At 48.3% G+C, this 26,175-nt stretch carries 27 protein-coding genes; 17 read left to right on the forward strand and 10 right to left on the reverse strand.

The features are described 5' to 3' along the window. Positions 1–19: 19 nt before the first annotated feature. From ccoG to ccoN, 6 genes are all read right to left on the reverse strand, one after another. A complete protein-coding gene (gene ccoG / locus QCB45_RS09265; RefSeq protein WP_279420680.1) occupies positions 20–1,492 on the reverse strand; it encodes a cytochrome c oxidase accessory protein CcoG in 1,473 nt (490 codons plus the stop codon). 149 nt (positions 1,493–1,641) lie between these two features. Beyond that, positions 1,642–1,779 (reverse strand): hypothetical protein, encoded by a 138-nt coding sequence (locus QCB45_RS09270; protein ID WP_279420681.1) that lies wholly within the window; start codon positions 1,777–1,779, stop codon positions 1,642–1,644. A gap of 119 nt (positions 1,780–1,898) precedes the next feature. Further along, positions 1,899–2,807, reverse strand: coding sequence for a cytochrome-c oxidase, cbb3-type subunit III (gene ccoP, locus QCB45_RS09275; RefSeq protein ID WP_279420683.1), 909 nt, complete (start codon positions 2,805–2,807; stop codon positions 1,899–1,901). A gap of 21 nt (positions 2,808–2,828) precedes the next feature. Then, the gene (locus QCB45_RS09280) at positions 2,829–3,011 is read right to left on the reverse strand and encodes a cbb3-type cytochrome c oxidase subunit 3 (protein WP_279420684.1); all 183 of its coding nucleotides are present in this window, start codon (positions 3,009–3,011) and stop codon (positions 2,829–2,831) included. Between the two features lie 6 nt (positions 3,012–3,017). Further along, positions 3,018–3,845, reverse strand: a complete 828-nt coding sequence (gene ccoO, locus QCB45_RS09285; protein WP_279420685.1) for a cytochrome-c oxidase, cbb3-type subunit II — start codon at positions 3,843–3,845, stop codon at positions 3,018–3,020. A 75-nt stretch (positions 3,846–3,920) separates the two neighbouring features. Then, positions 3,921–5,351: a cytochrome-c oxidase, cbb3-type subunit I gene (gene ccoN / locus QCB45_RS09290; RefSeq protein ID WP_279420686.1), complete on the reverse strand. Its 1,431-nt coding sequence runs from the start codon at positions 5,349–5,351 to the stop codon at positions 3,921–3,923. 462 nt (positions 5,352–5,813) lie between these two features. On the opposite strand from ccoN, the gene hisB reads away from it, so the two are divergent. From hisB to QCB45_RS09345, 11 genes are all read left to right on the forward strand, one after another. Beyond that, positions 5,814–6,401, forward strand: coding sequence for an imidazoleglycerol-phosphate dehydratase HisB (gene hisB, locus QCB45_RS09295; RefSeq protein ID WP_279420687.1), 588 nt, complete (start codon positions 5,814–5,816; stop codon positions 6,399–6,401). Then, positions 6,401–7,039, forward strand: a complete 639-nt coding sequence (gene hisH / locus QCB45_RS09300) for an imidazole glycerol phosphate synthase subunit HisH (RefSeq protein WP_279420688.1) — start codon at positions 6,401–6,403, stop codon at positions 7,037–7,039. Before hisB ends, hisH begins: the two co-directional genes overlap by 1 nt. 14 nt (positions 7,040–7,053) lie before the next feature. Further along, positions 7,054–7,797, forward strand: a complete 744-nt coding sequence (hisA, locus tag QCB45_RS09305; RefSeq protein ID WP_279420689.1) for a 1-(5-phosphoribosyl)-5-[(5-phosphoribosylamino)methylideneamino]imidazole-4-carboxamide isomerase — start codon at positions 7,054–7,056, stop codon at positions 7,795–7,797. A gap of 10 nt (positions 7,798–7,807) precedes the next feature. Beyond that, positions 7,808–8,581, forward strand: a complete 774-nt coding sequence (gene hisF / locus QCB45_RS09310) for an imidazole glycerol phosphate synthase subunit HisF (RefSeq protein ID WP_279420690.1) — start codon at positions 7,808–7,810, stop codon at positions 8,579–8,581. Further along, the gene (locus tag QCB45_RS09315; protein ID WP_279420691.1) at positions 8,578–8,907 is read left to right on the forward strand and encodes a phosphoribosyl-ATP diphosphatase; all 330 of its coding nucleotides are present in this window, start codon (positions 8,578–8,580) and stop codon (positions 8,905–8,907) included. The genes hisF and QCB45_RS09315 overlap by 4 nt, the downstream gene beginning before the upstream one ends. A gap of 12 nt (positions 8,908–8,919) precedes the next feature. Further along, positions 8,920–9,240, forward strand: coding sequence for a histidine triad nucleotide-binding protein (locus QCB45_RS09320; RefSeq protein ID WP_279420692.1), 321 nt, complete (start codon positions 8,920–8,922; stop codon positions 9,238–9,240). 226 nt (positions 9,241–9,466) lie between these two features. Continuing rightward, positions 9,467–9,721 (forward strand): Sec-independent protein translocase subunit TatA, encoded by a 255-nt coding sequence (locus QCB45_RS09325; RefSeq protein WP_279420694.1) that lies wholly within the window; start codon positions 9,467–9,469, stop codon positions 9,719–9,721. A gap of 41 nt (positions 9,722–9,762) precedes the next feature. Continuing rightward, complete coding sequence (tatB, locus tag QCB45_RS09330; RefSeq protein ID WP_279420695.1) at positions 9,763–10,293, forward strand: Sec-independent protein translocase protein TatB; 531 nt, start codon at positions 9,763–9,765, stop codon at positions 10,291–10,293. 3 nt (positions 10,294–10,296) lie between these two features. Beyond that, positions 10,297–11,385 carry a twin-arginine translocase subunit TatC gene (gene tatC / locus QCB45_RS09335; protein WP_279420696.1) on the forward strand — a complete coding sequence of 363 codons (1,089 nt, stop codon included), beginning with the start codon at positions 10,297–10,299 and terminating at the stop codon, positions 11,383–11,385. A gap of 91 nt (positions 11,386–11,476) precedes the next feature. Further along, entirely contained in the window at positions 11,477–13,177 is a 1,701-nt protein-coding gene (locus QCB45_RS09340; protein WP_279420697.1) for a DUF255 domain-containing protein, read from the forward strand. Between the two features lie 79 nt (positions 13,178–13,256). Continuing rightward, positions 13,257–13,943: a zinc metallopeptidase gene (locus QCB45_RS09345; RefSeq protein WP_279420698.1), complete on the forward strand. Its 687-nt coding sequence runs from the start codon at positions 13,257–13,259 to the stop codon at positions 13,941–13,943. Positions 13,944–13,949: 6 nt separating this feature from the next. Here the strand turns inward: QCB45_RS09345 and QCB45_RS09350 are convergent, their stop codons facing one another. Both QCB45_RS09350 and QCB45_RS09355 read right to left on the reverse strand, forming a co-directional pair. Further along, positions 13,950–14,855 carry a cation diffusion facilitator family transporter gene (locus QCB45_RS09350; RefSeq protein ID WP_279420700.1) on the reverse strand — a complete coding sequence of 302 codons (906 nt, stop codon included), beginning with the start codon at positions 14,853–14,855 and terminating at the stop codon, positions 13,950–13,952. Between the two features lie 43 nt (positions 14,856–14,898). After that, positions 14,899–15,576 carry a ComF family protein gene (locus QCB45_RS09355; protein ID WP_279420701.1) on the reverse strand — a complete coding sequence of 226 codons (678 nt, stop codon included), beginning with the start codon at positions 15,574–15,576 and terminating at the stop codon, positions 14,899–14,901. Between the two features lie 107 nt (positions 15,577–15,683). On the opposite strand from QCB45_RS09355, the gene bioB reads away from it, so the two are divergent. From bioB to QCB45_RS09370, 3 genes are read left to right on the forward strand one after another with little or no spacing between them, the layout of a single operon-like run. Next, positions 15,684–16,709, forward strand: coding sequence for a biotin synthase BioB (gene bioB / locus QCB45_RS09360; RefSeq protein WP_279420703.1), 1,026 nt, complete (start codon positions 15,684–15,686; stop codon positions 16,707–16,709). Positions 16,710–16,722: 13 nt separating this feature from the next. Continuing rightward, a complete protein-coding gene (gene bioF, locus QCB45_RS09365) occupies positions 16,723–17,895 on the forward strand; it encodes an 8-amino-7-oxononanoate synthase (RefSeq protein ID WP_279420704.1) in 1,173 nt (390 codons plus the stop codon). A 24-nt stretch (positions 17,896–17,919) separates the two neighbouring features. After that, the gene (locus QCB45_RS09370; RefSeq protein WP_279420705.1) at positions 17,920–20,856 is read left to right on the forward strand and encodes a DUF748 domain-containing protein; all 2,937 of its coding nucleotides are present in this window, start codon (positions 17,920–17,922) and stop codon (positions 20,854–20,856) included. A gap of 116 nt (positions 20,857–20,972) precedes the next feature. On the opposite strand, the gene QCB45_RS09375 is transcribed toward QCB45_RS09370, so the two are convergent. Beyond that, on the reverse strand, positions 20,973–21,182 hold the full coding sequence (locus QCB45_RS09375) for a cold-shock protein (RefSeq protein WP_279420706.1): 210 nt from the start codon (positions 21,180–21,182) through the stop codon (positions 20,973–20,975). Between the two features lie 255 nt (positions 21,183–21,437). Between QCB45_RS09375 and bioH the strand changes: the two genes are divergently transcribed. Together bioH and bioC are read left to right on the forward strand one after the other, a co-directional pair. Next, a complete protein-coding gene (bioH, locus tag QCB45_RS09380; protein WP_279420707.1) occupies positions 21,438–22,220 on the forward strand; it encodes a pimeloyl-ACP methyl ester esterase BioH in 783 nt (260 codons plus the stop codon). An 18-nt stretch (positions 22,221–22,238) separates the two neighbouring features. Then, the gene (bioC, locus tag QCB45_RS09385; protein ID WP_279420708.1) at positions 22,239–23,192 is read left to right on the forward strand and encodes a malonyl-ACP O-methyltransferase BioC; all 954 of its coding nucleotides are present in this window, start codon (positions 22,239–22,241) and stop codon (positions 23,190–23,192) included. A gap of 83 nt (positions 23,193–23,275) precedes the next feature. Here bioC and QCB45_RS09390 read toward each other — a convergent pair whose 3' ends face one another. After that, a complete protein-coding gene (locus tag QCB45_RS09390) occupies positions 23,276–25,507 on the reverse strand; it encodes a primosomal protein N' (protein WP_279420709.1) in 2,232 nt (743 codons plus the stop codon). 177 nt (positions 25,508–25,684) lie between these two features. Here QCB45_RS09390 and QCB45_RS09395 point away from each other — a divergent pair, with 177 nt between their 5' ends. Further along, a complete protein-coding gene (locus tag QCB45_RS09395; protein ID WP_279420710.1) occupies positions 25,685–26,092 on the forward strand; it encodes a hypothetical protein in 408 nt (135 codons plus the stop codon). The last annotated feature ends 83 nt before the right edge of the window (positions 26,093–26,175 follow it).

Consider the following 26,175-nt stretch of genomic DNA (forward strand, 5'->3'; position numbering starts at 1 on the left):
AGTATGACTGATAACCGTATCAACGTTTCTCAGGTCCGATGAACACGGTTTCATAGGTTTCAACAACTTGCGGATTATTCTCATCCACGACACGAATCAAAATCGGTGTACTCGCGCCTTCAAGTTGTTTCCTAGGGATACGAACAAACAGAGTGGTCGATCCCAAATTACCCGGCGCAATATCCAGTATGTGTCTATCAAGGTTATATTCCAGACCTTCCGGTCCTTCGACAGTAATTTTCGCTGCCATCGGCATATTACCCTTGTTGACAACTTTCATGACCCACTTGTTCTGAATGTTACCGTTACTCATCTGTACAAATACCGGGGCACGCTCGTGTAACGCCTTAACATCCATCGGAGACATGGTTGCCAGTCCCCAAAGAATCATCCCTGCCGCAAAGGCCATAATCCCGCTATAAACAATGACGCGTGGACGCTTCCAGATTGCAGGCAATTCCTTCCCGGCAAATTCGGATAGGGAAGCATAACGAATCAGACCTTTAGGCTTCTTGATTTTTTCCATGACGGAATCACAAGCATCGATACACAAACCACAGGTGATACAACCAAACTGCTGCCCAAGTCGAATATCCACACCCGTCGGACAGACGGCTACACAAAGGTTACAATCGATACAATCGCCTAGCTTCGGTGCTTCCTCACCCGGCTTGGCTCGTTTCATACGTCCGCGTGGTTCACCACGTTCATTGTCATAAGTCGGAACCACTGTCTCGGTGTCATACATAGCACCTTGAATACGAGCGTAAGGGCAAAAACCGATACACACTTGCTCACGCAGGATTCCGGCAAAGAAATAGGTCGCTAACCCAAGTACAAGGATAATCGTCGTTTCAGTCGCACCCCATTCAAATGAGAACAGACGTGACCATAGATCAAATGCATCTACGAAATAGGCGACGAAACTGAAAGAGGTTGCAAAACCAATGATGAGCCAAATAATATGTTTAGGCACCTTCACTTTCAGCTTACTGAAACTCATTGGCTGCTCGTCAAGCTTCATACGTTTGTTAGGCTGGCCTTCAATCTTCTCTTCAATCCAGGTAAAGACATCGGTCCAGACGGTATGGAAACAGAAGTAACCACACCACAGACGTCCTGCTATTGCCGTAGATGCAGCAAGCAGCAGTGCGAAGAATAGTAAGATCATTGCCAAAATCCAAATGTCCTGAGGAAGGATCGTCATACTAAATACATGGAACTGACGGTTAGGAAGATCAAATAAAATCGCTTGATGGCCATCCCATCTCAAATAAGGCCCTACGAACAAAATAATCCAGAAAGAAGCCGCCCACCATTTAAATGTACGGAACTTCCCGCCTATTCGTTTAGCATGCACCGTCCCACCGGTATGCACGGGAAGAAGCTCTACACCGATATTTTGTAAATTTTTATTGCTGGTATCCATCTCATCAAGAACGGATGCCGTGTGGCTAGCTTCTTGATGTGTAGATTGGTTTTCTGTGGTCATAACTACAATCCTTGAGATCCATTATTCCTTTCGGCGTACATTGTATAAAAATAACTTGGCCATTCATAAGTCATTATTTTTATCAAAACCCATAAACAAAAGTGGGCCTACATCTGTAGGCCCACTTTTGTTTATAAATTAAGAATTGGTTACTTCTCATTCTCGTCTTTTTCAAGGCCTTCCATGCCTCGAGTTGCTTTCCATGCAAATGCAATCAAAGCGACGATACTGAAAATTACAGCGCCAATAGAGCCCCAAAGAACCCAATCGTTGTTTAGATCACCCATTTTCAACTCCTCCATTCTTGATTTAAATCAAGTTTATAAATCACCAATACCAAAAAGGGAGAACACTAAGCCCTCCCTTTTCAGATCAGTTCATTCGTTGATTACCTCAACTACCACTATTACTGCCCACCACCAAGTGAGTGGACATAAACAGCAAGACGTTTGATATTCACGTCAGCATTAGGTAGACGTTCTTTGAACGAAGGCATAACCGCCTGTTTCGTACCTGCTACGTAAACACCGTTTTTCTTAACATTAACACCGTTGGTGATAACGTTGATAATCTCATCGCGGTTTGAACTAAAACGCCAAACTTGGTCAGTTAGGTTCGCTGCACCAGCTGGAGCAAGAGGCTTACCGGCAGGACCGTGACAAGCCAGACACATACCTTTGGTATAAACTGCCTTACCAGCTGCAACAGAAGCATCGTTTCCTTTGCCTTCTGAAAGTGCGATTACATAATCAGCAACATTTGAAATATCTTCATCAGTCAGATTACCCATCATACCTCTAGCTGGCATGTTACCGATACGTCCGTTTGTGATCGAAGCCTGGATTTGAGCTGCTTTACCACCCCACAACCAGTCATCATCAGCCAAAACCGGGAAGTTAGGGTTACCTTGACCACCAGCACCGTGACATGCAGCACAGTAATCACCGAAAAGCATTTTTGAAGTAGCAACTGCATAAGACTTCAAATCTTCGTCTTTAAGGATTTCATCCACAGACATAGAAGCCAATTTTTCTTCTTTGTCAGCGAACTTTGCCTTACGCCAGTCTTTCAAAACTTTGTAATCATCTTTGTACTCTTCAACCTGAGTCCAACCAGCCATACCTTTAGTATGCTCACCAGTGCCGTCGGTAAGAGGAATTACAGGATAGTAAAGAGCGTAAAAAACGATCATGATGAATCCTGCGTAGAAGGACAACATCCACCAAAGCGGAGGAGGGTTATCCAATTCTCGAAGATCTTCATCCCAAATATGACCAGTATTACCTTCGTCCGGCCATGGATTATGTAGTGCCATAGTTATTCTCCTCAGAATAATTTAGTCATCTTTCAATATCTTATATTTTTCTTCTTCCAACTCTTTACGCTTGCTCGGGCGTAGTGTCAGCCAGAATGTAATCAACATTCCGAAGAAAACCAATACTGTGATGATTAATCCAGCCCAGTCCTGGCCTGTCATTGCAGACCAATCTGTGCCTAGATGTTGTTCAAGATTGCTCACGCAAAATTACTCGCGATACGTTTTGCTATCGTCAAGCTTAACCATTGTTCCAAGAACTTGCAGGTATGCGACCATCGCATCCATTTCGGTATGGCCTTTAATAGCTTCGTTAGCGTTAGCAATTTCCTCATCCGTGTATGGAACACCCAAGGTACGCATTGCAGAAAGACGTGCTGTCATGTCACGCTTAGTACCGAAGAAATCTTTTTCGATACTGTTATCTGCTAGCCAAGGATAAGCAGGCATAACAGATTCCGGAACAACGTCCTGCGGACGCATCAAGTGCATTACGTGCCATTCGTTTGAGTATTTACCACCCAGACGAGCCAGATCAGGACCTGTACGCTTTGAACCCCATTGCATTGGGTGGTCATACATTGACTCTGTCGCCAATGAATAGTGTCCATAACGTTCACGCTCGTCACGGAAAGGACGAATCATTTGTGAGTGGCAAATATAGCAACCTTCACGCAGGTAGATATCACGACCGGCCAATTCAAGCGGAGTATATGGACGAACACCATCTCCAGCTTTCCAGTCAGCAACTTCCCACTTACCGTTTTTGTCTTGCTTATAAAGCGCCTTATCAGCGACTAATTTGCCATTCTCTTCGGAGAAAGTACGTTCCCAAACCAATTCAGGGAACTTTTCATTTTTAACGTTACCGTACTTATCCGTCTGCTCTGTATAGTCCATTGTCGACTTGAGATAGAACAGCGGTACGATTTCAACGATACCGGCAATCGAAATTGCGAATGCGGTAGCCAGGAAAAGAGCGAAGATATTACGCTCCAAACCTTCCTGGATATTTTTAGGTTCTTGATTGTCTGCCATGAGTTTGTGCTCCTCAACTCATTAGTTTCAATTAAGCGGCAACCTATACGTTACCGCTCTATGATTCAGATTTACTTATGCGTGCGCTTCAACCTGGCTGGTTGATTTTGCATTCGCCATGCGGATTGTCATCACAACGTTATACAACATGACAGCTGCACCGGAGAAGAACAACAAACCACCTAATGCACGCATTGCATAGTAAGGATGCATTGCAGCAACCGATTCCGCGAAGGTATAAGCCAAAGTACCGTACTCATCATAAGCACGCCACATCAAACCTTGCATGATACCGGATACCCACATCGCTACGATGTAGAACACAGTACCGATGGTCGCCAACCAGAAGTGGAAGTTGATCAATTTCATTGAATACATTTCCGTATTCCACAACTTCATCACCATATGGTATAGAGCACCGATCGAAACCATTGCAACCCAACCAAGAGCACCAGAGTGTACGTGACCGATTGTCCAGTCAGTATAGTGCGAAAGTGCGTTTACAGTTTTAGAAGCCATTACAGGTCCTTCGAAAGTCGACATCGCGTAGAAGGCCAAAGCGATGATCAAGAAACGAAGAATGTAGTCTGTACGCAATCTATCCCAAGCACCTGAAAGCGTTAGCATCCCGTTCAGAGCACCACCCCAAGAAGGAATGATCATTGCAAGGGAGATAACCGCACCCAAAGAACCTGTCCAATCTGGAAGAGCTGTGTACTGAAGGTGGTGAGCACCAAGCCATACATAACCGAACATCAAAGCCCAGAAGTGGATAACAGATAAACGATAAGAATAAATAGGACGCTGTGCTTGCTTAGGTACAAAGTAGTACATGATTGCAAGGAAACCGGCTGTCAGGAAGAAACCTACCGCGTTATGACCCCACCACCACTGAATCATCGCATCCTGAACACCTGAGAATAGTGAGTAGGAACGGAACAGTGAAACCGGGATAGCCAAGCCGTTAACAACATATAAATAAGTGATCGCAATCATCATCCCCATAAAGAACCAGTTCGAAACGTAAACGTTCGGATGAGTTTCTTTATTACGTGATGCAATTGTCATCATGAAGTTGAATGTATACAAAGTCCAAACAACGGCGATAGCGATCGCTAGAGGCCACTCTTGCTCGTGGTATTCCTTACCTGTAGTCATACCCAAAGAAATTGTGACAACAACTGCTAACAACCCAATAGTGAACAAAATCGCAGTCCACCAAGCCATTGCATTGCTCCACAGCTTCACACCATTGGTTCTTTGAACCGTGTAGAAAGCTGTTGCCATTAACGTCATACCACCAAATGCATAGATTACTGTATTCGTATGCATTACACGCAAACGTGCAAAAGTGATTTCAGCGATATCAAAATTTAACGCAGGCCATGCTAGCTGAGCCGCTGCAAAAGTACCCATAAAAGTACCCAGCACCAAAAAAGCAACAGCACCTACCGTTAAATACTGAACCACACCATTGTCATATTGTGGTTTTGCTGTAGTATCCATCAGTCGGATTCCCCTTTATAGTCTTAAAGTTTTACCCTCTTCCGCGTTGAAAATTGCATTTCATTTACGGAACAGGCTCCTCAATCGGCTTGTATTATACATTGCCCTATTGAAAACTCCCGCCTAAATGAAAATTAAACTTAATCCATATCAAGATTTTAGCTGGATTTTTGTTCAACAAACCAAAAGCACAGAAGACGACTTTTAATCAAATCTCGGCAATTATCCCAAACATAAAGCCCGGGCGGTACTAAAAAAATTTATATGGGTGCATTAGAATAAACTTATAACCCTTCTAAAAAAAGGGGAATAATTCGAAATTGTACGTACTCCAATCCAAGCTTAAGCACTTAGCCTTCAGTGGATCGGCCCCATAATTTAGATTCCTGCTCGATAACATTATCAAACCCTCGCGGATTCAGTTATCATATTGTGCAAATTTCGTTTAGTAGGAATTAAGAGATGCGCACCGCTAATATTGAACGCAACACTTTGGAAACTCAAATAAAAATTTCTCTTGACCTTGACGGCCAAGGGGAAGCCAAGCTGAATACCGGAGTCCCATTCTTCGAACACATGCTCGACCAAATCGCTCGTCACGGAATGATTGATTTGGAAATCGACGCTAACGGTGACACACACATAGACGATCACCACACGGTCGAAGACATCGGCATCACTCTTGGGCAGGCACTTAAAGAAGCGGTAGGCGATAAGAAAGGCATCACTCGCTATGGGCACGCCTACGTTCCTTTGGATGAAGCTTTGTCTCGAGTGGTTATCGACCTGTCCGGTCGCCCAGGCTTGGTTTTCAATGCAGACTTCACTCGTGCCAGAATCGGCCAGTTCGAAACCGAATTGGTATTCGAGTTTTTTCAGGGGTTTGTAAACCATGCTCAGGCAACGGTACACATTGATTGTCTTCGCGGACACAATGCCCACCACCAAGCGGAAACCATCTTCAAGGCTTTCGGACGTGCCCTTCGCATGGCCTTAAGCGCTGATGAACGTATGGCAGGTAAAATGCCGTCAACCAAGGGCAGCTTGTAATGAGTCAAAGATTAGTTGCCGTGGTGGATTACGGCATGGGTAATTTACGCTCGGTCTCGAAAGCGGCCGAGCATGCCGCCGACACAAACACAAAAATCATCGTTACCAGTCACCCGAATGAGATCGAAGAGGCGGATGCAATCATTTTTCCAGGCCAAGGTGCCGCCAAAGCTTGTATGAAAGCACTTCTGGACACAGGAATGATTCATCCAATCCAAAAAGCAGCCAAGGAAAAACCATTTCTCGGCATCTGCATGGGACTTCAGGTTCTGATGTCACACAGTGACGAAAATGATGGTGTTGACTGTTTGGATGTCATTAAAGGGAACGTCAAACATTTCGATCTTGACGCCAACCCGGAACTTAAAGTTCCCCATATGGGCTGGAACCAGATCCATCAAACCAACGAACATCCTTTATGGCATAACATACCGCAAGACAGTCGCTTCTATTTTGTACATAGTTATTATGTCCAACCGGAGAACACCGACTATGTTGCCGGGCTGACCACCCATGGCGAGACATTCGCTTCCGCCTTAAGCACAAAAAATTTATTTGCCATTCAAGCACACCCGGAAAAAAGTGCTGAACACGGCATCCAACTGTTCAAGAATTTCTTGCAGTGGAACGGACAATAAATTAAGGACACACAATGCTACTGATTCCAGCAATTGATTTAAAAGACGGACAGTGCGTCCGTTTACGCCAAGGCATCATGGAAGACGCGACCGTTTTCTCGGGCGACATCGTTGCCATGGCAGAACGATGGGTCAACGAAGGCGCACGACGCCTACACATGGTTGACCTGAATGGCGCCTTTGAAGGCAAACCTGTAAACGGTGAAGCGGTCTACCAGGTTCGGGAAGCCTATCCCGACCTGCCAATCCAGATCGGTGGGGGCATCCGTGACTTACAAACAATCGAAGCGTACCTGAATGCCGGTGTCAGCTACTGCATCATTGGAACGAAAGCGGTTCACAATCCGGAATTCGTCGCCGAAGCGTGTAAAGCTTTCCCTGGCCACATCATGGTCGGATTGGATGCAAAAGACGGCATGGTCGCCATCAATGGCTGGGCCGAAGTGACCGACCACGAAGTCACCAAACTGGGCAAACAATTCGAAAATGACGGCGTTGAAGCGATCATCTACACGGACATCGGACGTGACGGCATGATGCAAGGTGTCAATATCGAAGCCACCCAAGCGCTTGCACAAGCTCTGGACATCCCAATCATCGCATCGGGCGGGATCACAAACCTTGAAGACATCCGCCGATTGGCCACAATCGAAGCGGACGGCGTCACGGGAGCCATCACTGGCCGAGCGATCTACGAAGGTTCTCTCGACTTCAAAGAAGGACAGGCCTTGTCAGATCAACTTTCACCTAAACGATAAGAATCCGCATATGAGTTTAGCTAAACGTATCATTCCTTGTTTAGATGTAGACGACGGCCGCGTCGTTAAGGGCGTCCAGTTCGTCGACATCCGTGATGCCGGTGATCCGGTTGAAATCGCAAAACGTTACGACGAACAAGGTGCCGATGAAATCACATTTTTGGACATTACTGCCACCGCCCACGAGCGCGATACCATGGTGCATGTCGTTGAAGAAGTCGCCAGCCAGGTGTTCATTCCCCTAACCGTCGGTGGTGGGATCCGATCCATCGAAGACATCCGTACCATGCTAAATGCCGGTGCCGATAAAGTGGCCATTAATTCCGCTGCCATCTTCAATCCCGGCTTCGTCAAAGACGCATGCGACGCATTCGGCTCGCAGTGCATCGTGGTGGCGATCGACGCAAAAAAGGTCAGTCAGGAAGGCGAGCCTAACAAGTGGGAGATCTTCACCCACGGCGGACGCAAAGAAACGGGAATCGATGCTGTTGAATGGGCCCAAAAAATGCAGGAACTGGGTGCCGGTGAGCTTCTGGTCACCAGCATGGATCGGGACGGAACTAAAATCGGTTTCGACATCGAATTGACACGCACAATCTGCGACAGCGTCAAGATCCCGGTCATCGCTTCAGGCGGCGTCGGCGAACTGTCCCACCTGTCACAAGGGATTACAGAAGGACATGCAGAGGCCGTATTGGCAGCCAGCATTTTTCACTTCGGCCAGTTCACCATTAAAGAAGCGAAACAAGCCATGCAGGCAGACGGTATTGAGGTAAGATTATGAGCGACATCCTGAAACAACTCGACCAGGTTTTGGAACAGCGCAAACAGGATGATCCAAGCCAATCATACGTTGCCAGCCTATACGACAAAGGCTTGGAAAAGATCTTGAAAAAGATCGCCGAAGAATCGGCCGAGACCCTAATGGCGGCAAAAGACATCGAACACAACGGTGACAAAGACCACCTGGTTTACGAAATCGCCGACCTATGGTTTCACACATTAGTATTACTTGCTTCACAAGACCTGTCGAGCAACGAGGTTACGACAGAACTACAAAGACGCTTCGGACTTTCAGGACACGAAGAAAAGGCCAACCGTTCAAAATAAGGAAAACGATTCATGAGTACCGAAAAAACTATTTTCAGCAAGATCATTGACCGTGAAATTCCTGCAACCGTCGTTTACGAAGACGATAAGTGCATCGTCATTAACGACATCAACCCAAAAGCACGCGTTCATTTATTGGTGATACCTAAAAAACCGATCGCAACCTTATTCGACCTAACACCGGAAGATAAAGACTTAATGGGACACATGATGCTCCTTTTGCCTCAACTGGCTCAAGCACAGAATCTTGACGGCTTCAAAACTCAGATCAACACCGGTGAATCTGGTGGTCAGGAAGTCTTCCATGTTCATATCCACCTTTTGGGCAATTAAGTTCCTTACAGCTTTAAAAACGATAAAAACAGACCGTTTAACAATAACTAAAACCAATGCAGCAAAAGTTTTTTTGTGTAAAGCCATTAAGTTATTTGCTATTATTAGCGGTCATTAATATTTACCCCGATGATATCCACCTGTAATCCATGATATTTTCTGGGGAAACAACCACGAATTAACCACACGTTTTTAGACAAAAACGTGATGTAAACGGAGCAAAAAAATGGGCATTAGCATTTGGCAATTACTGATCATCCTAGCAATCGTATTGGTGCTATTCGGTGCAAAACGTTTGAGAAACGTTGGTACTGACTTGGGTAGCGCAATCAAAGGATTCAAAAGCGCCGTCAAAGAAGAAGAGAAGAAAGACGGTGAGCAAACAGCCGAACAGAAACTTGAAAAGAAAGAAGGCGAAAACGTTTTTGATGTCGCAGCAGAAGAGAAAAAGCCTGCTGAAGACAAAAAAGATAAAGCTTAATCCCCTTTTCATTCAATTTTCTAAATTAGGTTGTCACTGCGATGTTTGACATCGGTTTTCTCGAAATCCTCGTTGTGCTCGTCATCGCCTTATTGGTGATCGGGCCGGAACGCATGCCTGAAGTCGCCCGCAAACTGGGTGGCTTCATGGGTAAGACCAAGCGTTTCATCAATTCTGTCAAAGAGGAAGGTCACTGGCAGGAAACCGTTCGTGAACTCAAGGAAACGATTGATCTTCAGGAAGAAAAGAAGCAGTTGCAGGAAATTGAAAAAGACCTGAACAACAGCTTCGTTCAACCGACAGAAGACATCGATTTGGAAAATGTGACCCGTCCTACTTTCGGCGGACAGCAGCAGCCACTTGACGCGCCATCGCAAAGTCAATACTCGAAAGCGCCTGCACAACCGACTCTACCGAAAGAACAGACAACCACCGAACAACCTCAAGAAAGTCCGGCTTCGTCAACGACGGAGAGCGCACCCGCTCCAGAACCAGTTGCTTCGGCTGGTCAGGAGCCTGCGACTCCGGCCGCTGACACAGCCAACCGCCGCAATACGGAATCAAAAAGTTAAGCCATGAGCAATTCTGCGCTTCCTCCACACGACCAGGAAATGACGTTGGTTCAGCACCTGCTTGATCTTAAAAGCAGTCTGACACGTGGCGTCTTGGCCATCATTGTATTTTTCCTGATCCTGTTTCCGTTTGCCAACGAGATCTATACCTATATTTCGGAACCACTTTCAAGGTTCTTGCCGGAAGGTACCAGCATGATCGCAACAGGGGTGGCCTCGCCATTCCTGACCCCGTTCAAATTAAGCTTGGTATTAGCGATTTACCTTTCGATGCCGGTACTGCTGTACCAGCTATGGCGCTTCATCGCTCCGGCGCTTTATAAGCATGAACGTCAGTTGATCGCACCGATTCTGTTTTTCAGCTCTTTCCTGTTCTACGCAGGTGGTGCCTTCGCCTATTATGTGGTTTTCCCGCTGGTATTCGGATTCTTGTCCACCACCGCCCCCGAAGGCGTGACCATTGCGACCGACATCTCTTTGTACCTGGATTTCGTCATCAAGATGTTCTTCGCATTCGGTATGGCCTTTGAGGTACCGATCGTCACCGTTCTTTTGATACTGACCGGTATGGCTTCGCCTCAAAAAATGGCACATGCACGCCCTTATATCGTTGTTGGTGCGTTTGTCATCGGCATGTTGCTGACGCCTCCGGATATCGTCTCACAGACCCTACTGGCGATTCCAATGTGGTTGCTTTACGAATTAGGTGTACTGGTCGGTGCAACGGTATTGAAGCGTAAAGGCATTAAATCCAATGAGGAATCGGATGAGAATGAGGCAGCAGCTGAAAGTGGTAAGACCTCAGCGACCAAGACAACCGCTCAAACCGAACCGGAATACGAATTCGACAACCGCTATGCGGATCAAGTAGAAGACGATTTTGACTGGGATGATGAATTCGATAAAATCGATTCGGAAATGAACATTCTGGAAGAAGAATATAAAAAGCGTAAAGAAGCGGAGAAGCAAGCAAATGAAAAACCTGCTGACAGCCAATCCTCTTCCGACAAAGAAGACTCGGGCAAATCCGAAGAGAAGTCCGACAAAGCGTCTGATTCAGAAACGCAACCGGACGAGAACGCGAAAAAATAATTCGCAACTCCTTATATTTGCAAACCGGACAGGCCTGTCCGGTTTGTTGATTCGACATTTAAGCGCGTTTCTATTGTTATGCGCGCTGCAAGTGCCAGTTCTGGCATCTCAAACATCCGACACATCCAACCTGTCATCCAATCTTTTGCTGAAACATCCAAGTCCTTATCTGGCAATGCACGCAAAAGACCCGGTACATTGGCAAGTTTGGCGTTCCGAAACCTTAAAACAGGCTCAGCGTCTTAACCGACCTATTCTGATTTCCAGCGGCTACTTTGCTTGTCACTGGTGTCATGTGATGCAAAAGGAAAACTATCAAGAGCTGCAAGCCGCAGAACTCATGAACCGACTTGTGATTCCGGTCAAAATTGACCGCGAACTAACTCCTGATCTGGACGACTATCTGATTGATTTTTCACGCCGTGTGACCGGCAAAGCCGGATGGCCGCTCCACGTCGTGCTGACTCCTGAAGGTTATCCGTTCGCGGCATTCGGGTATCTGCCGAATAAAGAATTCAAAAACACCCTTATCCAAATCGACCGCTTATGGAACAGTCAACAAACCAAGATCCGTTCTTTGGCAAAACAATCCATGCCTGGGCATACCGGGAAAGCAACCAAAGCTATTTCTCTGAACGAATTTCAGCTGCACTTCAATCATCATCTTGAACAATCCATGGATGATCTAAGCGGCGGTTTGAAGGGCAGCCATAAATTTCCTCAAGCCCCCCTGTTGCTCGCATTACTGCATCAAAAGACGATCACGGAAACCCAACAGGCCTGGTTGGAGCTGACACTTAACCAAATGCAGTCTCAGCATCTCATCGACCATATCAACGGCGGCTTTTACCGCTATACCGTCGACCCGGAATGGCAGACACCTCACTTTGAAAAGATGGGTTATGACAATGCACTGCTGGCAAATGTCTATTTCGAGGCCGGTCGGCAATTCCAAAACCTGAACTATCTGCAAACGGGCGAAGCCACCTTGAACTATATGGAAAGACACCTTTATACACCCGATACAGGCCTGTTCAAAAGCAGTCAATCCGCATTGGACAAGCAAGGACGGGAAGGTGGTGACTACCTTTTCAGCAAACAACAGCTTCAGCAAAGACTTCCCAAAGCCGCTTTTATGGAAGTGGAAAAGGAATGGGGACTAGATCACCCCGCCCCCTATGAACTTGGATGGCATCCGATTCCGACCCAAAAGTACTGGCCAGAGATTCAACCCGCTTTGAAGCCCCCCGTTCAATCGATACCCAGTGACGACAAACACATCCTCAGTTGGAATGGCTTAGCTTTATCCGCCTATGCCAGCGCTTACCACGCTACGCAAAAGAAAACCTATCTGAACAAAGGAAAACAACTGGCGGAACGTTTGACAGCATTACTGATTCAACCCGATCCCCCGCGAGCCATAACAACACAATCTCAGCCTGTTGGACTGGCCAAGCTGGAAGACTATGCCTATATTATCGAAGGGCTACGAAACCTGAACCAGTTCATGCAAGATCCTAAACTCAGACAAACCATTCTCGACTTAACCGAGAAAACATCGAAACGTTTCCTGAATGCCGACGGCTGGCAGACCAATAGCGATTTGACCCTGCCGGGCCAAAAACGTATCGCCGCCCTGAAAGATACAGCGACTCCCAGCCCAACAGGCCTGCTGGAATGTTTGACCGGCAGTCGTGGCCGAAATCGCAATCCACTATTCGCAGAACAACTACGGCAGAACCCGCTGGATTTCGCCACTTATCTGAAAGTTCTGGAATGCCAAAGCGAATGACGACACTTCTCCGTGAATCCGTTAGAATAATTCACCAAACTTCGTAAATTCGCCAAACCATTGTTCAAAAGGATTTTCCATGGGGCTGTTAGTTGTCGGCTTTGTCATTCTATTCATTCTGACCACCTTGCCGAGCCTGTGGACCAAGTATATTCTGAACAAACACCGCGTCCCCCATCCTGACATCCCAGGTAGCGGTTTACAGTTTGCAGAGCACCTCATCAAAAAATACGGATTAGACGGCGTGCGTGTGGAAGAGACTACGGAAGGCGATCACTACGATCCGGTTGACAAGGTCGTGCGCATCTCCGGCGAGAATGCACACTCTAACAGTTTGACGGCCATCACCACTGTCGCCCATGAAATCGGCCACGCTTTGCAGGACAAAACCGGGTACCCTCAGCTTAAACAACGTACTGTCCTGATAGAACGCGCCTCCGTCATGCAGAAATTTGCCGGTATCGCTCTGATGGCTACCCCGATTCTGATCCCGCTAAGCCACACCCCAATCGTTGGATTGATGACGTTCGGTGCCGGATTCATCGCCATGGGTGTTCCGGTCATCATCCACCTGAGTACTCTGCCGGTGGAATTCGACGCCAGTTTTAACCGTGCCTTGCCGCTACTACAGGAAGGCGGTTACCTGAACAAGAAAGACCATAAACAGGCAAAAACCATTCTCTTCGCCTGCGCCATGACCTATGTGGCCGCGTCACTCTCCAGCCTGTTCAACTTATGGAAATGGCTAAAAGCCCTGAAGCGTTGACCGCGTTTACCCCTTAACCTCTGTCCAGTCGCTTTCCAGCTGCAAGGTCACATGATGCACCTTGTGTTCATCAAGCAGATACTGTTTGATTTCGGACAGTGTGGCATCGTTAATGTGTTCCAAATCGGTCTTGGCATGCAGCGTCATCATCACCTGGTCATCACTGATCGCCCATAAGTGAATGTGATGTACAGCGGTCAAATATTCGAAACGGCATTCAAGATCTGAGGCAATGTCTTTGATCTCGTAACCGGCCGGAACCCCTTCTAGCAGCACATGCGTCGCCTCGCGGGTCAAACGATAAGCCCCGATTCCAATGATCACCGCAATCAGCAACGAAAGAATCGGATCAATCGGTGTCCAATCCGTGAAATAGATCAGAATTGCTCCTGCAATTACGGCCACAGAACCGAGTGTATCTCCAAGGAAGTGCAGCGTTGCGCCACGCATATTCATATTATGCTGGTCACCGGAATGCAGAATCCAGAACACCACCAAATTGTTCAACAAACCGATCAACGCCAATAGAAACATCTCCTTACCGAGAATTTCCTGAGGCTCAAAGAATCTCTGAACCGCCATGACGACAATGCCGCCGACAATCAGTAAAAGAGTGAAACCATTGATGAACGCAGTCAGAACCTGAACCCTCTGGTAACCAAACGTCATGCGTTCGTTAGCTGGCTTCTTGCTCATATGGAAGCCCCACCAAGCAATCGCCAACGCCACGGCATCCATCAACATGTGAACCCCGTCTGCAACCAAAGCAATCGAATTTACCCAAAGTCCACCAATAATCTCCACCAGCATATAACTGCCGGTAATGATTGCGGCAATCAGCACCTTGCGTTGATTATGTTCGTTCGCCTCGGCGATATGGTTATGGTGATGGGAAACCGGTTGTACGTCCATTGACTTTCCTCTCGTTACGGTTCGTTGATTGGTTTCGATTGTATCACTTTGTTTTAGCGACCGCCCAAGCCTCTATCCATTCGATATCCGTCCTCGATTTGATCTCCGAGGCCAACTGCTGCATGGTCGCTCCGGTAGTAATGACGTCATCCACCAAGGCAATACGATTCACCGCCGAAAACGCTTCCGGAACCACCTTAAACGCCCCCTTCAAATTTCGACGGCGCTCATCTGCATCCAGATGAGTCTGGGATGGCGTATCCACCACACGTTCGATACCGTCCCGAATTAAAGGAATCTGCAAAATCCTCGCCATTTCCTGCGCGATCAGTTCCGCCTGATTATAACCTCGGCTGCGGCGGCGATTTAGGTGCAAAGGAACGGCTACGACCGCATCAACCGCTTCAGCATCCACACTTTTTACCAACAGTTCGGCTAAAATCCGGCTATACGCCAGACGGTTCTGATATTTCAGTCCATGAACCAGGCCGGCCAACTCTTCCTCGAAATAAAAACCGACTTGAGTACGATCGAAAGACGGCGTTTGCGTCAAGCAGGCTCCACAGACCTGTGAAGAAGGACTGGGTTCACAACACTGAGGACAAACCTCTTCCGGTTTGGACCAGGTATCGACCAAATATTCCGAGATATCGAGCAAACCACTGCCCTCGCCAGTCAACACGCATTTTGAAGGCAATAACCATCTTTCCAACCAATGCAATCGCCACACTCCTTTACCGCTCTGTCAAGGTTATAAGTTATAATATCTCATTAAAAGCAACTTTTAGAGACGTCTTACGCGTAAATACTAAAGACTGGAATAGAGCTATGAACACGGAAAAACTAGGGCAAATTCGACACGACTGGACGGTGGAGGAAATCCGCGAGATTATGGATCAGCCTTTCAACGACCTGATCTTCCAGGCTCAGACTGTCCATCGTCAATACTTTGATCCGAACGAAGTTCAAACCAGTACACTGGTGAACATCAAATCCGGTGGATGCGCGGAAGATTGCGCTTATTGTTCCCAAAGTGCACGTAACCAGACGGATATCGAAAAAGAACAGATGATGGAAGTTCAGGAAGTCATCGAACAGGCTCTGGTTGCCAAAGAACGCGGTGCGACCCGCCTATGCATGGGCGCGGCATGGCGAAACCCAACCAAGAAGGATTTCCCACGTGTTCTTGAAATGGTTCGTGTCGTTAAAGACCTTGGATTGGAGACATGCCTGACGCTGGGGATGTTGAATGACGATCAGGTTGCACAGTTAAAAGAAGCCGGGTTGGACTACTACAACCACAACCTGGACACCTCGGAAGCGTTCTATCCGAAAATCATCACCACCCGTAATTATCAGGATCGTCTGGATACCATCGACAAGGTTCAACAAGCGGGTATCAATGTCTGTTCGGGCGGAATCATCGGTATGGGCGAACAGCACAAAGACCGTGCCGAGTTGTTGCGCACCTTCTCGACCATGCGTGTCCATCCGAACTCGGTGCCGATCAACTTGTTGGTGGCTGTCGAAGGTACGCCCTTGGCGCACATGAAAGACAAAACCGATTCGTTTGAATTCATCCGTGTGATCGCAACGGCTCGTATTCTGATGCCTCAGACCTATGTACGTCTGTCGGCGGGGCGCATGAGTCTGACCGACGAAGCTCAGGCGCTTTGCTTCTTTGCCGGTGCCAACTCGATCTTCTACGGCGACAAGCTTTTGACCACCGACAACCCGGAATCGGATCATGACATGCAACTGTTTGCCAAACTTGGCATCCGCATGCAGCAAAACGTCAAAGCCGAAATGGCCGCCAAAAAACTTTCGGAACAAGTCACCGAATTAACAGGCTAAGGCTTAAACAGCCATGTCGATTGAAGCGCGTTTTAAGCCGCTATTGGAACAAAGGCGTGAAGAGCACCTGTACCGTCAGCGGCCTTTAAGTTTCAGTGCCCAACAGGCACAAATGCAGATCAACGGCATTCAAGTCGTCAACTTCAGTTCCAACGACTATCTTGGACTGGCCAACCATCCGGACATCAAACAAGCCGTTCTAGACGGCCTGGCCAACCAGGACATCAGTTACGGTTCCGGAGCCGCGCACCTGGTCACCGGACACTCCTTGCAACATCATCTTCTTGAAGACGAACTGGCCGACTGGCTCGGTGTCGAACGCGCCTTGTTGTTCTCGACCGGTTATATGGCGAACTTGGCCGTGCAACAAGCCCTTATGCAGCCCGGAGACACCATTCTTGCCGACAAACTCAATCACGCTTCTCTGATTGACGGAGCCCTGCACAGCGAAGCCACCCTGAAACGATACCCTCATCTGGACATGAAATCATTGGAACGCCGCTTGCAAGCCATCAAAGAAGGTCAGGTTCTGATCGTCACCGACGGCGTATTCAGCATGGACGGAGACATGGCGCCGCTTAAGGAAATCCAACAGCTGGCGGATTCCCACCAGGCCTGGCTGATGGTGGACGACGCCCACGGTTTCGGCATGCTGGGAAATCAGGGACGTGGCAGCTTCGACTATCTCGGCGTTCAACCGAACCAAGACACCGTTCTGGTCGGCACACTAGGCAAAGCTTTCGGCACTTCCGGAGCGTTTGTAGCCGGTAGCCAAACCCTGATCGAAAGCCTGATCCAGTTTGCCCGCCCCTACATCTACACCACCGCCATGTCGCCTCTCAATGCCCTCGCCACCCGAGCCGCCTTGAAGCTGGTTCAGTCGGCCGATTCGGAACGCTTCAGGCTACAACAACATATCAAGCAATTCCGGGACGGTGCACTTAAACTCGGCTTGGAATTATGGGAATCGCATACCGCCATTCAACCGATTGTATTGGGTGACAGCGAAACTGCGTTACAATGGAGCGAAGCACTAAAACAAAAAGGGTTCTGGGTGACGGCGATTCGTCCTCCAACCGTCCCCAAAGGCCAAGCCAGATTGAGAGTCACCTTGTCTGCCGGACACACTTCCGAGCAGATCGAGGCTTTACTCAGTGCTTTGAAAGAGATAAAAAGTCGACCGTAAATAAATTTGTACAGGGATGTCGCCATGTTCCATAGCTTATTCTCACTCCTCAAGCGATACAAATGGACCGCAGCCATTCTCAGTGTGACCGGCCTACTGTTAATTCTGCTTCCATTCGGCATCCAGCTCGGCATCCAGAAGGCATTGGAGCAACAAGGCGCTGATGAAGTCCGTATCAAAGACGTTGATTTCAACCTCTTCACTGGTCGTTTAAGCGTCAAGAACCTTGAAATCATAGACCAACAACATACGGTTCTGTCTGCAAAACAACTCAACTTGCACTGGCAACTGCGCGCCATATGGCAAAAGCACTTCCTGCTCAAACAACTTCAGCTTAAACACGGTTATATCCAGGTCACCCAGACCGACCCAAAAAGCATACAGATTGCCGGGATCGACATCCCTCTCTCTTCGGACAAATCCAAAACAGAATCAAAGGCACCTTTCATTCTTTTCGGTCTTGAGAACCTCGATATAGAGGATCTTACAATGGAATTGAACCGCCCGAACCATGCCATAAAGAAAACCTCTTATACACTAGACAGTTTGACTCTGAGTCACCTTTATATGTGGGACGATTCCCCTGCGCGCATGATCCTCAACAGCTACCTGAACCAATCGCGTATCGCTACGAACTTCCAACTGCACCTGTTCAGCGAACACCCGAAAGTAGTCGGAACCTTGAAGATCGATCATTTGAACCTGGCGAAACTGCCTTATCTTGCCGAACAGCCTGACATAAAGGCCAGTGGCGAGCTCACCACCGATTTGACCTTTACCGCACAGCTGTTCCCGCGGGGGATCAACTTCCAGCAACAGGGCAACATCCTGATTGACGACGTCAAAGCGGAGATGGCCCCTTATCAGGCAAGCTGGGACAGCTTCAATTGGTCTGGGGATTTCAGCTACATTGAAAGCGACCAAGATCCGACGATTACACTCCATGGTAAGGCTCTATTAAAAAACTTCACAGGCGAGGACGTCGAAAAGCAATTGTTCGTCCAGCAATCGTTGAATACCGACTTCAACATTGTCACGTTACTAAAACCTGAAGGTGTTGAAGTGACCCAACAAGGCGTCATTCAACTGAATGACGTCAAAGCCACACAGCCAGGCCTGGAAGCAAACTTACAGCAAGCCAAATGGCAAGGTGAGGTCAAATACGACAATCTGACAACGCCGAAAGTAAGCGCATTGGGGCAATTCACCCTTAAACAGGCTCACGTTGCGAATGAAGCGACCAAAACCGAACTCACTCAGGACCTAAAAGCGGATTTGAACGCCCAAGTCACCATGGCTCAAGATAACTTAACCGTAGCCCAAAAAGGCGGCCTGAACATCAGCAACCTGTCGGCCTCACAGCCCCCTTACCAGGCAAGTTTGCAATCGTTTGACTGGCGCGGGCAACTTGACTTTAAACAATCCAAGGAAATGCTGATTCAAAGCAGTGGTCAAGTCGATCTCAAATCCCTGCAAACACAAGATTTAGTCAGCAAGCAAAACCTGCTCGACCTGAACCATCTGACGATTGCCGACTTAAGCCTTCAACAACTGGATGCCATTCAATTAAAGGATCTGACACTGAAAGGGTTGGAAGTCTCTAAACAACCCAAATCCGAATTTATCAATTTGCATCAGGTTCATTTGAACCAAGCCAAACTGACACAACTTTCAAATCTTGAGCTGGGCACTTTGACGCTGAACGGCAGTCAAACCAACCTCACGATCAACAGAGATGGTGAAATCGTCCAACTTAAAACCCTTCTATCCAGCCTGCCTCAATCCGAGGAGTCCAAAACAGCGCAAACTGAAACGACCGCGAAAAATGAGGCTGAACCGGCTGAAATGACAGAAAAACCGGCCTTCCAATACAAGTGGCAGACTGTTCAGACCAAAGGGAAAAATCAGATTCACTTTACGTCGGAACAATTCAGCGAGCCGCTTGATAAGACCATCCTGGTAGATCAATTCAAACTCGGTGCACTTGATAGCCGCAAACCGGCGAAAGATACCCCAATTTCACTACAAATGAGTCTGGATGAATTCACCAAGTTCAACAGTGAAGGGCAGATTCAACCCCTGAATCCAAAAGCCACAGCCAACCTAAATACAAAATTGGACGGCCTGGATCTGGTCGCCCTAAGTCCGGTTGCCGCTCAATTCTTGGGGTATGACATCCAAAGCGGGCAACTGTCGGCAGACATGGAAACCAAGCTGGTGGAGAACAAAATCGACGCCCAAAACGACCTGCGACTGCATAAACTGGAATTGACTCAGGCGAAAGAATCCAGTCAGAACGAATCTTTCCAGAAAAGTCTCAACATGCCGATTGAACCGGCATTGGCTCTACTTAAAGACAAACAGGACAACATCAAACTCAAACTGCCGATCAAAGGCGACATCACCGATCCCAACTTTAATATTCAGGACGTGATCAACATCGCTTTAGGTAAGGCTATGAAAGCGGCAACCAAAACTTATCTGCTCCTGGCATTGCAGCCGTTCGGAGCGATTGCGGTGGCAGGGGACTATCTGATCAACCAGAACCTGTCGGTCAATCTACAGCCGATCGAATTCACAGCGGGACAAAGCGAACTGACACCACAAATGCAGGCCTATATGCAAAAGATCAATGCGATGCTGCAAGAACGTAAAGGTGTACAAATCAAGATTTGCGGCCTGGCTAACGAAGCGGATCGAAGCGCGCTACTGGCACAATTAGCCAAACAAATGGCAGGGACGGATAAGGACAAAAAAGAAAGTAAACAAGAGCAGGACAAACAACCGAAGAGAATCGAGGATCTGGTCAGTGACGAACAACTTCTGAAACTTGCAGAAGCCCGCAATGTCACAATCAAACGCTACCTGCTAAACCTGGGAAGCGCCAACAGTCAGGTGATTCTATGCCAGCCGAGCTTGACCAAAGACAACAGCGCACCGAAAGTCGCCGTCGGTATCTGATCGCAAACCAAAGAATGGTGGGCACAAAAAAAGCAGGATAAACCTGCTTTTTTATTCTGTTAATCTGCGGCCTTTAGAAGTTTTCCGAAGATGTATCCGAACGCCGCCTATAACACTTATAGGACGCTAACGTTAGCAGCCTGTAAGCCTTTTTCGCCTTCAACGATTTCGAAAGACACTGCCTGTCCTTCCGCTAAAGTGCGACGCCCTGTACCGTTAATTGCGCGGAAATGAACGAAGACATCCGGACCACTTTCCTGTGCTAGAAAACCAAAACCTTTTTCATCGTTAAACCACTTAACGGTACCTGTTACTACATCTGACATGATATACCTCAAATTAATCAAATCTTCACACCTTCCCCTTTTCAAAAGAATCCTGAAAAAGAGGTGTGACATTTGCATAGTAACAGGTTGATCTTTAAAAAGATAGTTAAAATCCCGTACTCCGATTAAAGTTTTATTACATTTGATTTTGAACGTCACAATCATGCATAAAAAAAGGAATACCGATAAAATATCCATTATCTGACAATCACTTAAATTCGACACACCCAATCAAAAGGACACCGTAAAATCATCATGGCGACACTTAATTACGAACAATTCGGAACCGGCCCAAATCTGACCTTCATTCATGGCTGGGGAGCACAAAACAGTGTCTGGAAACAATGGATTCTCGATCACTTTGCCTCGGATTACTGTGTCACCCTGATTGAACTGCCGGGTTTTGGAAACAGTCCGGAAATCAAAAAACCGGAAAATATCCAGCAGGCCTGGTTGGATGCTCTGGTTGCCGTCCTACCCGAACCCACACACTTGGTCGGCTGGTCGCTCGGCGGTCTGCTCTCGCAACAGATCGCCATTCGCCATCCGGAAAAGATTTTGAGTCTCACCTGCCTGGCCTCCACACCTCGGTTTATGCAAACCGACGACTGGCACTGGGCGGTCAATCCGAAATTGATGAACGATTTCATCCAGGCCTTGGGGAAAGACACATTGGCGACGCTACAGCATTTCTGGAAACTTCAAATTCAGGGATCAGACGGCGCCCGTAAACTGATCAAACACTACATGCAACAGATGAAGACCCGAAAAATCCCCAAGTTGGTCGGTTTAGCCCAAGGATTGCAGCTACTCAAGGAAATGGACAACCGACAGGCTTTGAATCAACTTCACCTACCCGTTTTATGGTTGCTTGGTGAAAATGATCCATTGATTCCAAAGGAATTTGTCTCGGAATTCAGTACAATACAGCCTCTTGGTGAGGTCAGCATCATCTCGGGCGCGGCGCACATGCCATTTTATTCACACCCCGAACAAACCGCTCAGGCCTTGCAGGAATTTTTGAACACAAAGCAGTGAAATGCAAAACGGAATACCATGTCGGATCAGTCAAACCTCTCTTCTCCCGCAGTTAATCGCAGCCATATAAAACAGCATTTCAGCCATGCTGCGCCTAGCTATGACGATGCCGCGATCCTACAGAAGACTGTGGCCGAACGTGTCGATGAAAGACTCTCGTTGACCACGCTCCAGCCTCAAGTGATTGTCGATGTGGGTGCCGGTACCGGACTGCTGACCAAAAAAGTTATTCAACGTTATCCACAGGCACGGACCATTGCTATTGACCTGTCGGAACAGATGCTTAAGCGCGCCGGACAGCGTCTGCAAAAACCAAGATTCAAATGGTTGCCACAATCGTTAGCCGCCAAAACCGCCGCCGAATTGATTAATGCGGACGCCTACGCGTTACCCTTGGCCGACGGTAGCGTCGACATTCTGGTAAGCAATCTGATGTTGCAATGGTGTGACGATCTAGACCGTGTCTTTCAGGAATTCCGTCGTGTCCTGCGTCCAGAAGGACTGATCATGTTCACCACTTTCGGGCCGGATACGCTCAAGGAATTGAAACAGGCCTGGGCTGCGGCCGATGCAGAGAACCCGCACGTCAACCATTTCGTCGACATGCACGATATTGGCGATGCCTTGATCCGTAACGGTTTCGGGCAACCGGTTATGGACATGGAAAACTACACACTCACCTATGACAAACCAATGGGCGTACTCAAAGACTTGAAGGCGATCGGAGCGACCAACGCCAGCCTCAACCGCAACCGCGGCTTAATGGGAAAACAAAAATTCCAAGCCATGCTGGATGCCTACGAAAGTCTTCGCGATCCAGGCCTGCATGATGGCAAACTGCCTGCCACGTATGAAGTCGTGCACGGTCACGCCTGGGCAGCGCAGGAAGTGTTTAAAGGTCCGAATCGAGACCGAGCAGGCCTGGTGGAAATCTCTCTCGACGATTTCGCTAAACAAACCAAACAGCTTTGATTCGATACATTTAAACCTCTAATAATGAAGCTTAACTTGTCAAATAGAAACCGGACAGGCCTGCCCGGAATCAGAATGTCGCTCTAAAACATCTCCTGAGGATCAACATCGATGCTCCAGCGAACCTTACGGCTCAACGGACTCTTATAGATATACGGCTCAACCCGTCCCAATACCGCATGCAGTTCCGAACGCTTTGCCGACTGCAACAGAAGCTGGTAACGATAACGGCCCTGACGACGCTCCATCGGCGCCGAAACCGGACCCCAGACATCCAATCCTCTTACGCCCTGCCCATCGGAAGAATCCGCAGCCTGCGCCAGCAAAGCGTGTTTCAACTCCGTCAGGAAACGCATCGCTTCCTGAGGCTGTAAGGCTTCCGCGCGGATCATGATCTGGTAACGGAACGGCGGCAACATCGCCTGTTGACGTTCCTGTAACGCTTTGCGGGCAAACGCGTCGTACCCTTTTCCAATCAAAGTCATCAACAATGGGTGGTCAGGGTGATGGGTCTGAATCAACACTTCACCCGCCTTTTCGGCACGCCCTGCACGACCCGCCACCTGAAGAATCAGCTGCGCCATTCGCTCGGAAGCGCGGAAATCGACGCCGAACAGACCCTGATCGATATCCAACAAGCCAACCAAAGTCACATTGGGGAAATGGTGACCTTTCGCCAACATCTGGGTACCGATCAAAATATCCGCCTCGCCGCTGCGCGCCTGTTCGGTGAGTTCCGCCATCTTTCCCTTCTGACGGGTCGTGTCCCGATCGATTCGAACCACCTTATGATCAGGAAACCACTCTTCGATGGTTTCCGTCAATCGCTCCGTTCCCTGACCGACCTTGACGAATTCCTCGCTTTGACAACTCGGACAAGCCGTTGGAGCCGCACACTGATAACCGCAATGGTGGCAGCGTAAATGACCGTGTGCCGTCCCCGATTGGTGAAACGTCATATTGGCATCACAACTCGGACACTGCGCCTGCCAACCGCATTCATGACACATCAGCACCGGTGCAAAACCGCGACGGTTTAAAAAAAGTAATACCTGCCCTTTGCGTTCAAGGTGCTTCTCCATCGCCACTTTCAAAGGACGGGAAACGCCTTCCTGAACCTTCTCACCACGCACATCCAGCAACTTGATTGTCGGGAGTTGCGCATTGGCGGCACGCTGCTTCAACACCAAATATTGATATCGACCACTGTCGACGTTATACAGACTCTCCAAAGACGGCGTTGCCGACCCCAGAACAACCGGAACTTTATTATCAAAAGCTCGGCGAATCAGCAGGTCACGGGCCGAATAGCGGAATCCTTCCTGCTGTTTGAACGACAGGTCGTGTTCTTCATCGATAATGCAGATACCCAGATCCGCAAACGGCGTGAAAATAGCAGAACGCGTTCCCAACAGCACCTTGACCTCGCCGCTGCGCACCAAATGCCAGGCACATAGCCGCTCAGAATCGTTTAATCCCGAATGCAGCGCCGCCACCGGTTGCTGAAGATAGGCGGTGAAACGCGACACCATCTGCGGCGTCAAACCGATTTCCGGCACCAGAACCAACGCCTGCTTGCCGCGCTTGAGCACTTCGTCGATCATGCCCAAATACACCTCGGTCTTTCCGCTGCCGGTCACTCCCTCCAACAAAAACGGCTTGAAGGTCTCTTCCGGCAATTGCGTGACGGCATCCACCGCCGCTTGCTGGTCAGCATTCAAGATATGATCGGGACGTTCGGCGTACGCCACTTCTGCCAAGCAGAGCCCGTGGGTTTCTTCGATCCAACCTTGCTGAATGAATTTCTTTAGACTTGAACGCCAATTCTCCAGCGCCGATGAAAGTTGACTGGCCGACTGAGAACCGGAAACGCTCTTAAGATGCGACAACAATGCATGCTGATGCTTGGCGTTTTTCGGTAAATCTTCCGGCGTCAAAGTCCGGCCCTGCTCAGTCAGTTCCCAAACCGGCTGTCCGGTGATTTCCACCGCGTCTCCGGCGCGCAGTTTTTTGGGCAGAGCCGCCTGAATGACTTCACCAATCGGTTCATGATAATAATGTGCCGCCCAGCGGATGAAATCCAGATGCGATTCCGAAAACAACGGCTGCTCATCAATGACGGACACCACACTCTTCAGTTTTTCGGCATCGTACTCCGACTCATCCGCCAACCCCATCACCAAACCAACCTGCTGCTTATTGCGGAACGGCACCCATACGCGGCCGCCGACAACGGGAGGTACAGAATCCTCCAGGTCGAAACGGTAATCCAACGGGAATAAAAACGGGCCGGCGACGGCGACTTGAACGATCATCAAACTTTCGTTTTAACTATACAATTTGAAATAAAACCGAATCTTACCATGCATTCCGAATGGACATGAAATATCCATCCAAACCACAGCAAAATTAAGAATCAGTTGAAATTTATTCGATGCGCCGCTTTTCAAAAAGTGCTATTGTTTGAAGGGTAATCTCATCGGGAGAAGGACATGAATAATCTATTCAAGGCCTCACTGGCCATCGTTATCCTCGGATTCATCAGCCTGTTGAACGGGTGTGCGATTCACCCTATGGGAACGCAAGGCTCCGTCCATGTACGTGACGATAACCTGAGCGTTCACCTCATGTTCAACGACTACGACCGCAACTACATCTACAAGTACTACGGTTACCCGCACAAGAAACGCTATAAGAAAATCCCGCCCGGCCACTACAAACGTTTGGAAAGACACCGTGCACTGCCGAGCAGCTACCACTATCGCCCCCTGCCTTGGGAGCTGGAACGACGTCTCTCACCGCTACCGGCCGGTTATATCCGGGTCATCGTCGGCAATGACATCGCCATCATGAACACCCGGACACGAGTGCTTTACGACATCCTTTGGGAGATCCAATAATCCCTCGGAGCAAAACCTGACAGGCCTGCCGATTTAATAAACCAGGCCTGTTCGGTTGTCAGGCATTGAACGAACACCTAAGC

Origin of the sequence: Thiomicrorhabdus sp. ZW0627 (assembly GCF_029767005.1) — a bacterium.
GTDB lineage: Bacteria > Pseudomonadota > Gammaproteobacteria > Thiomicrospirales > Thiomicrospiraceae > Thiomicrorhabdus.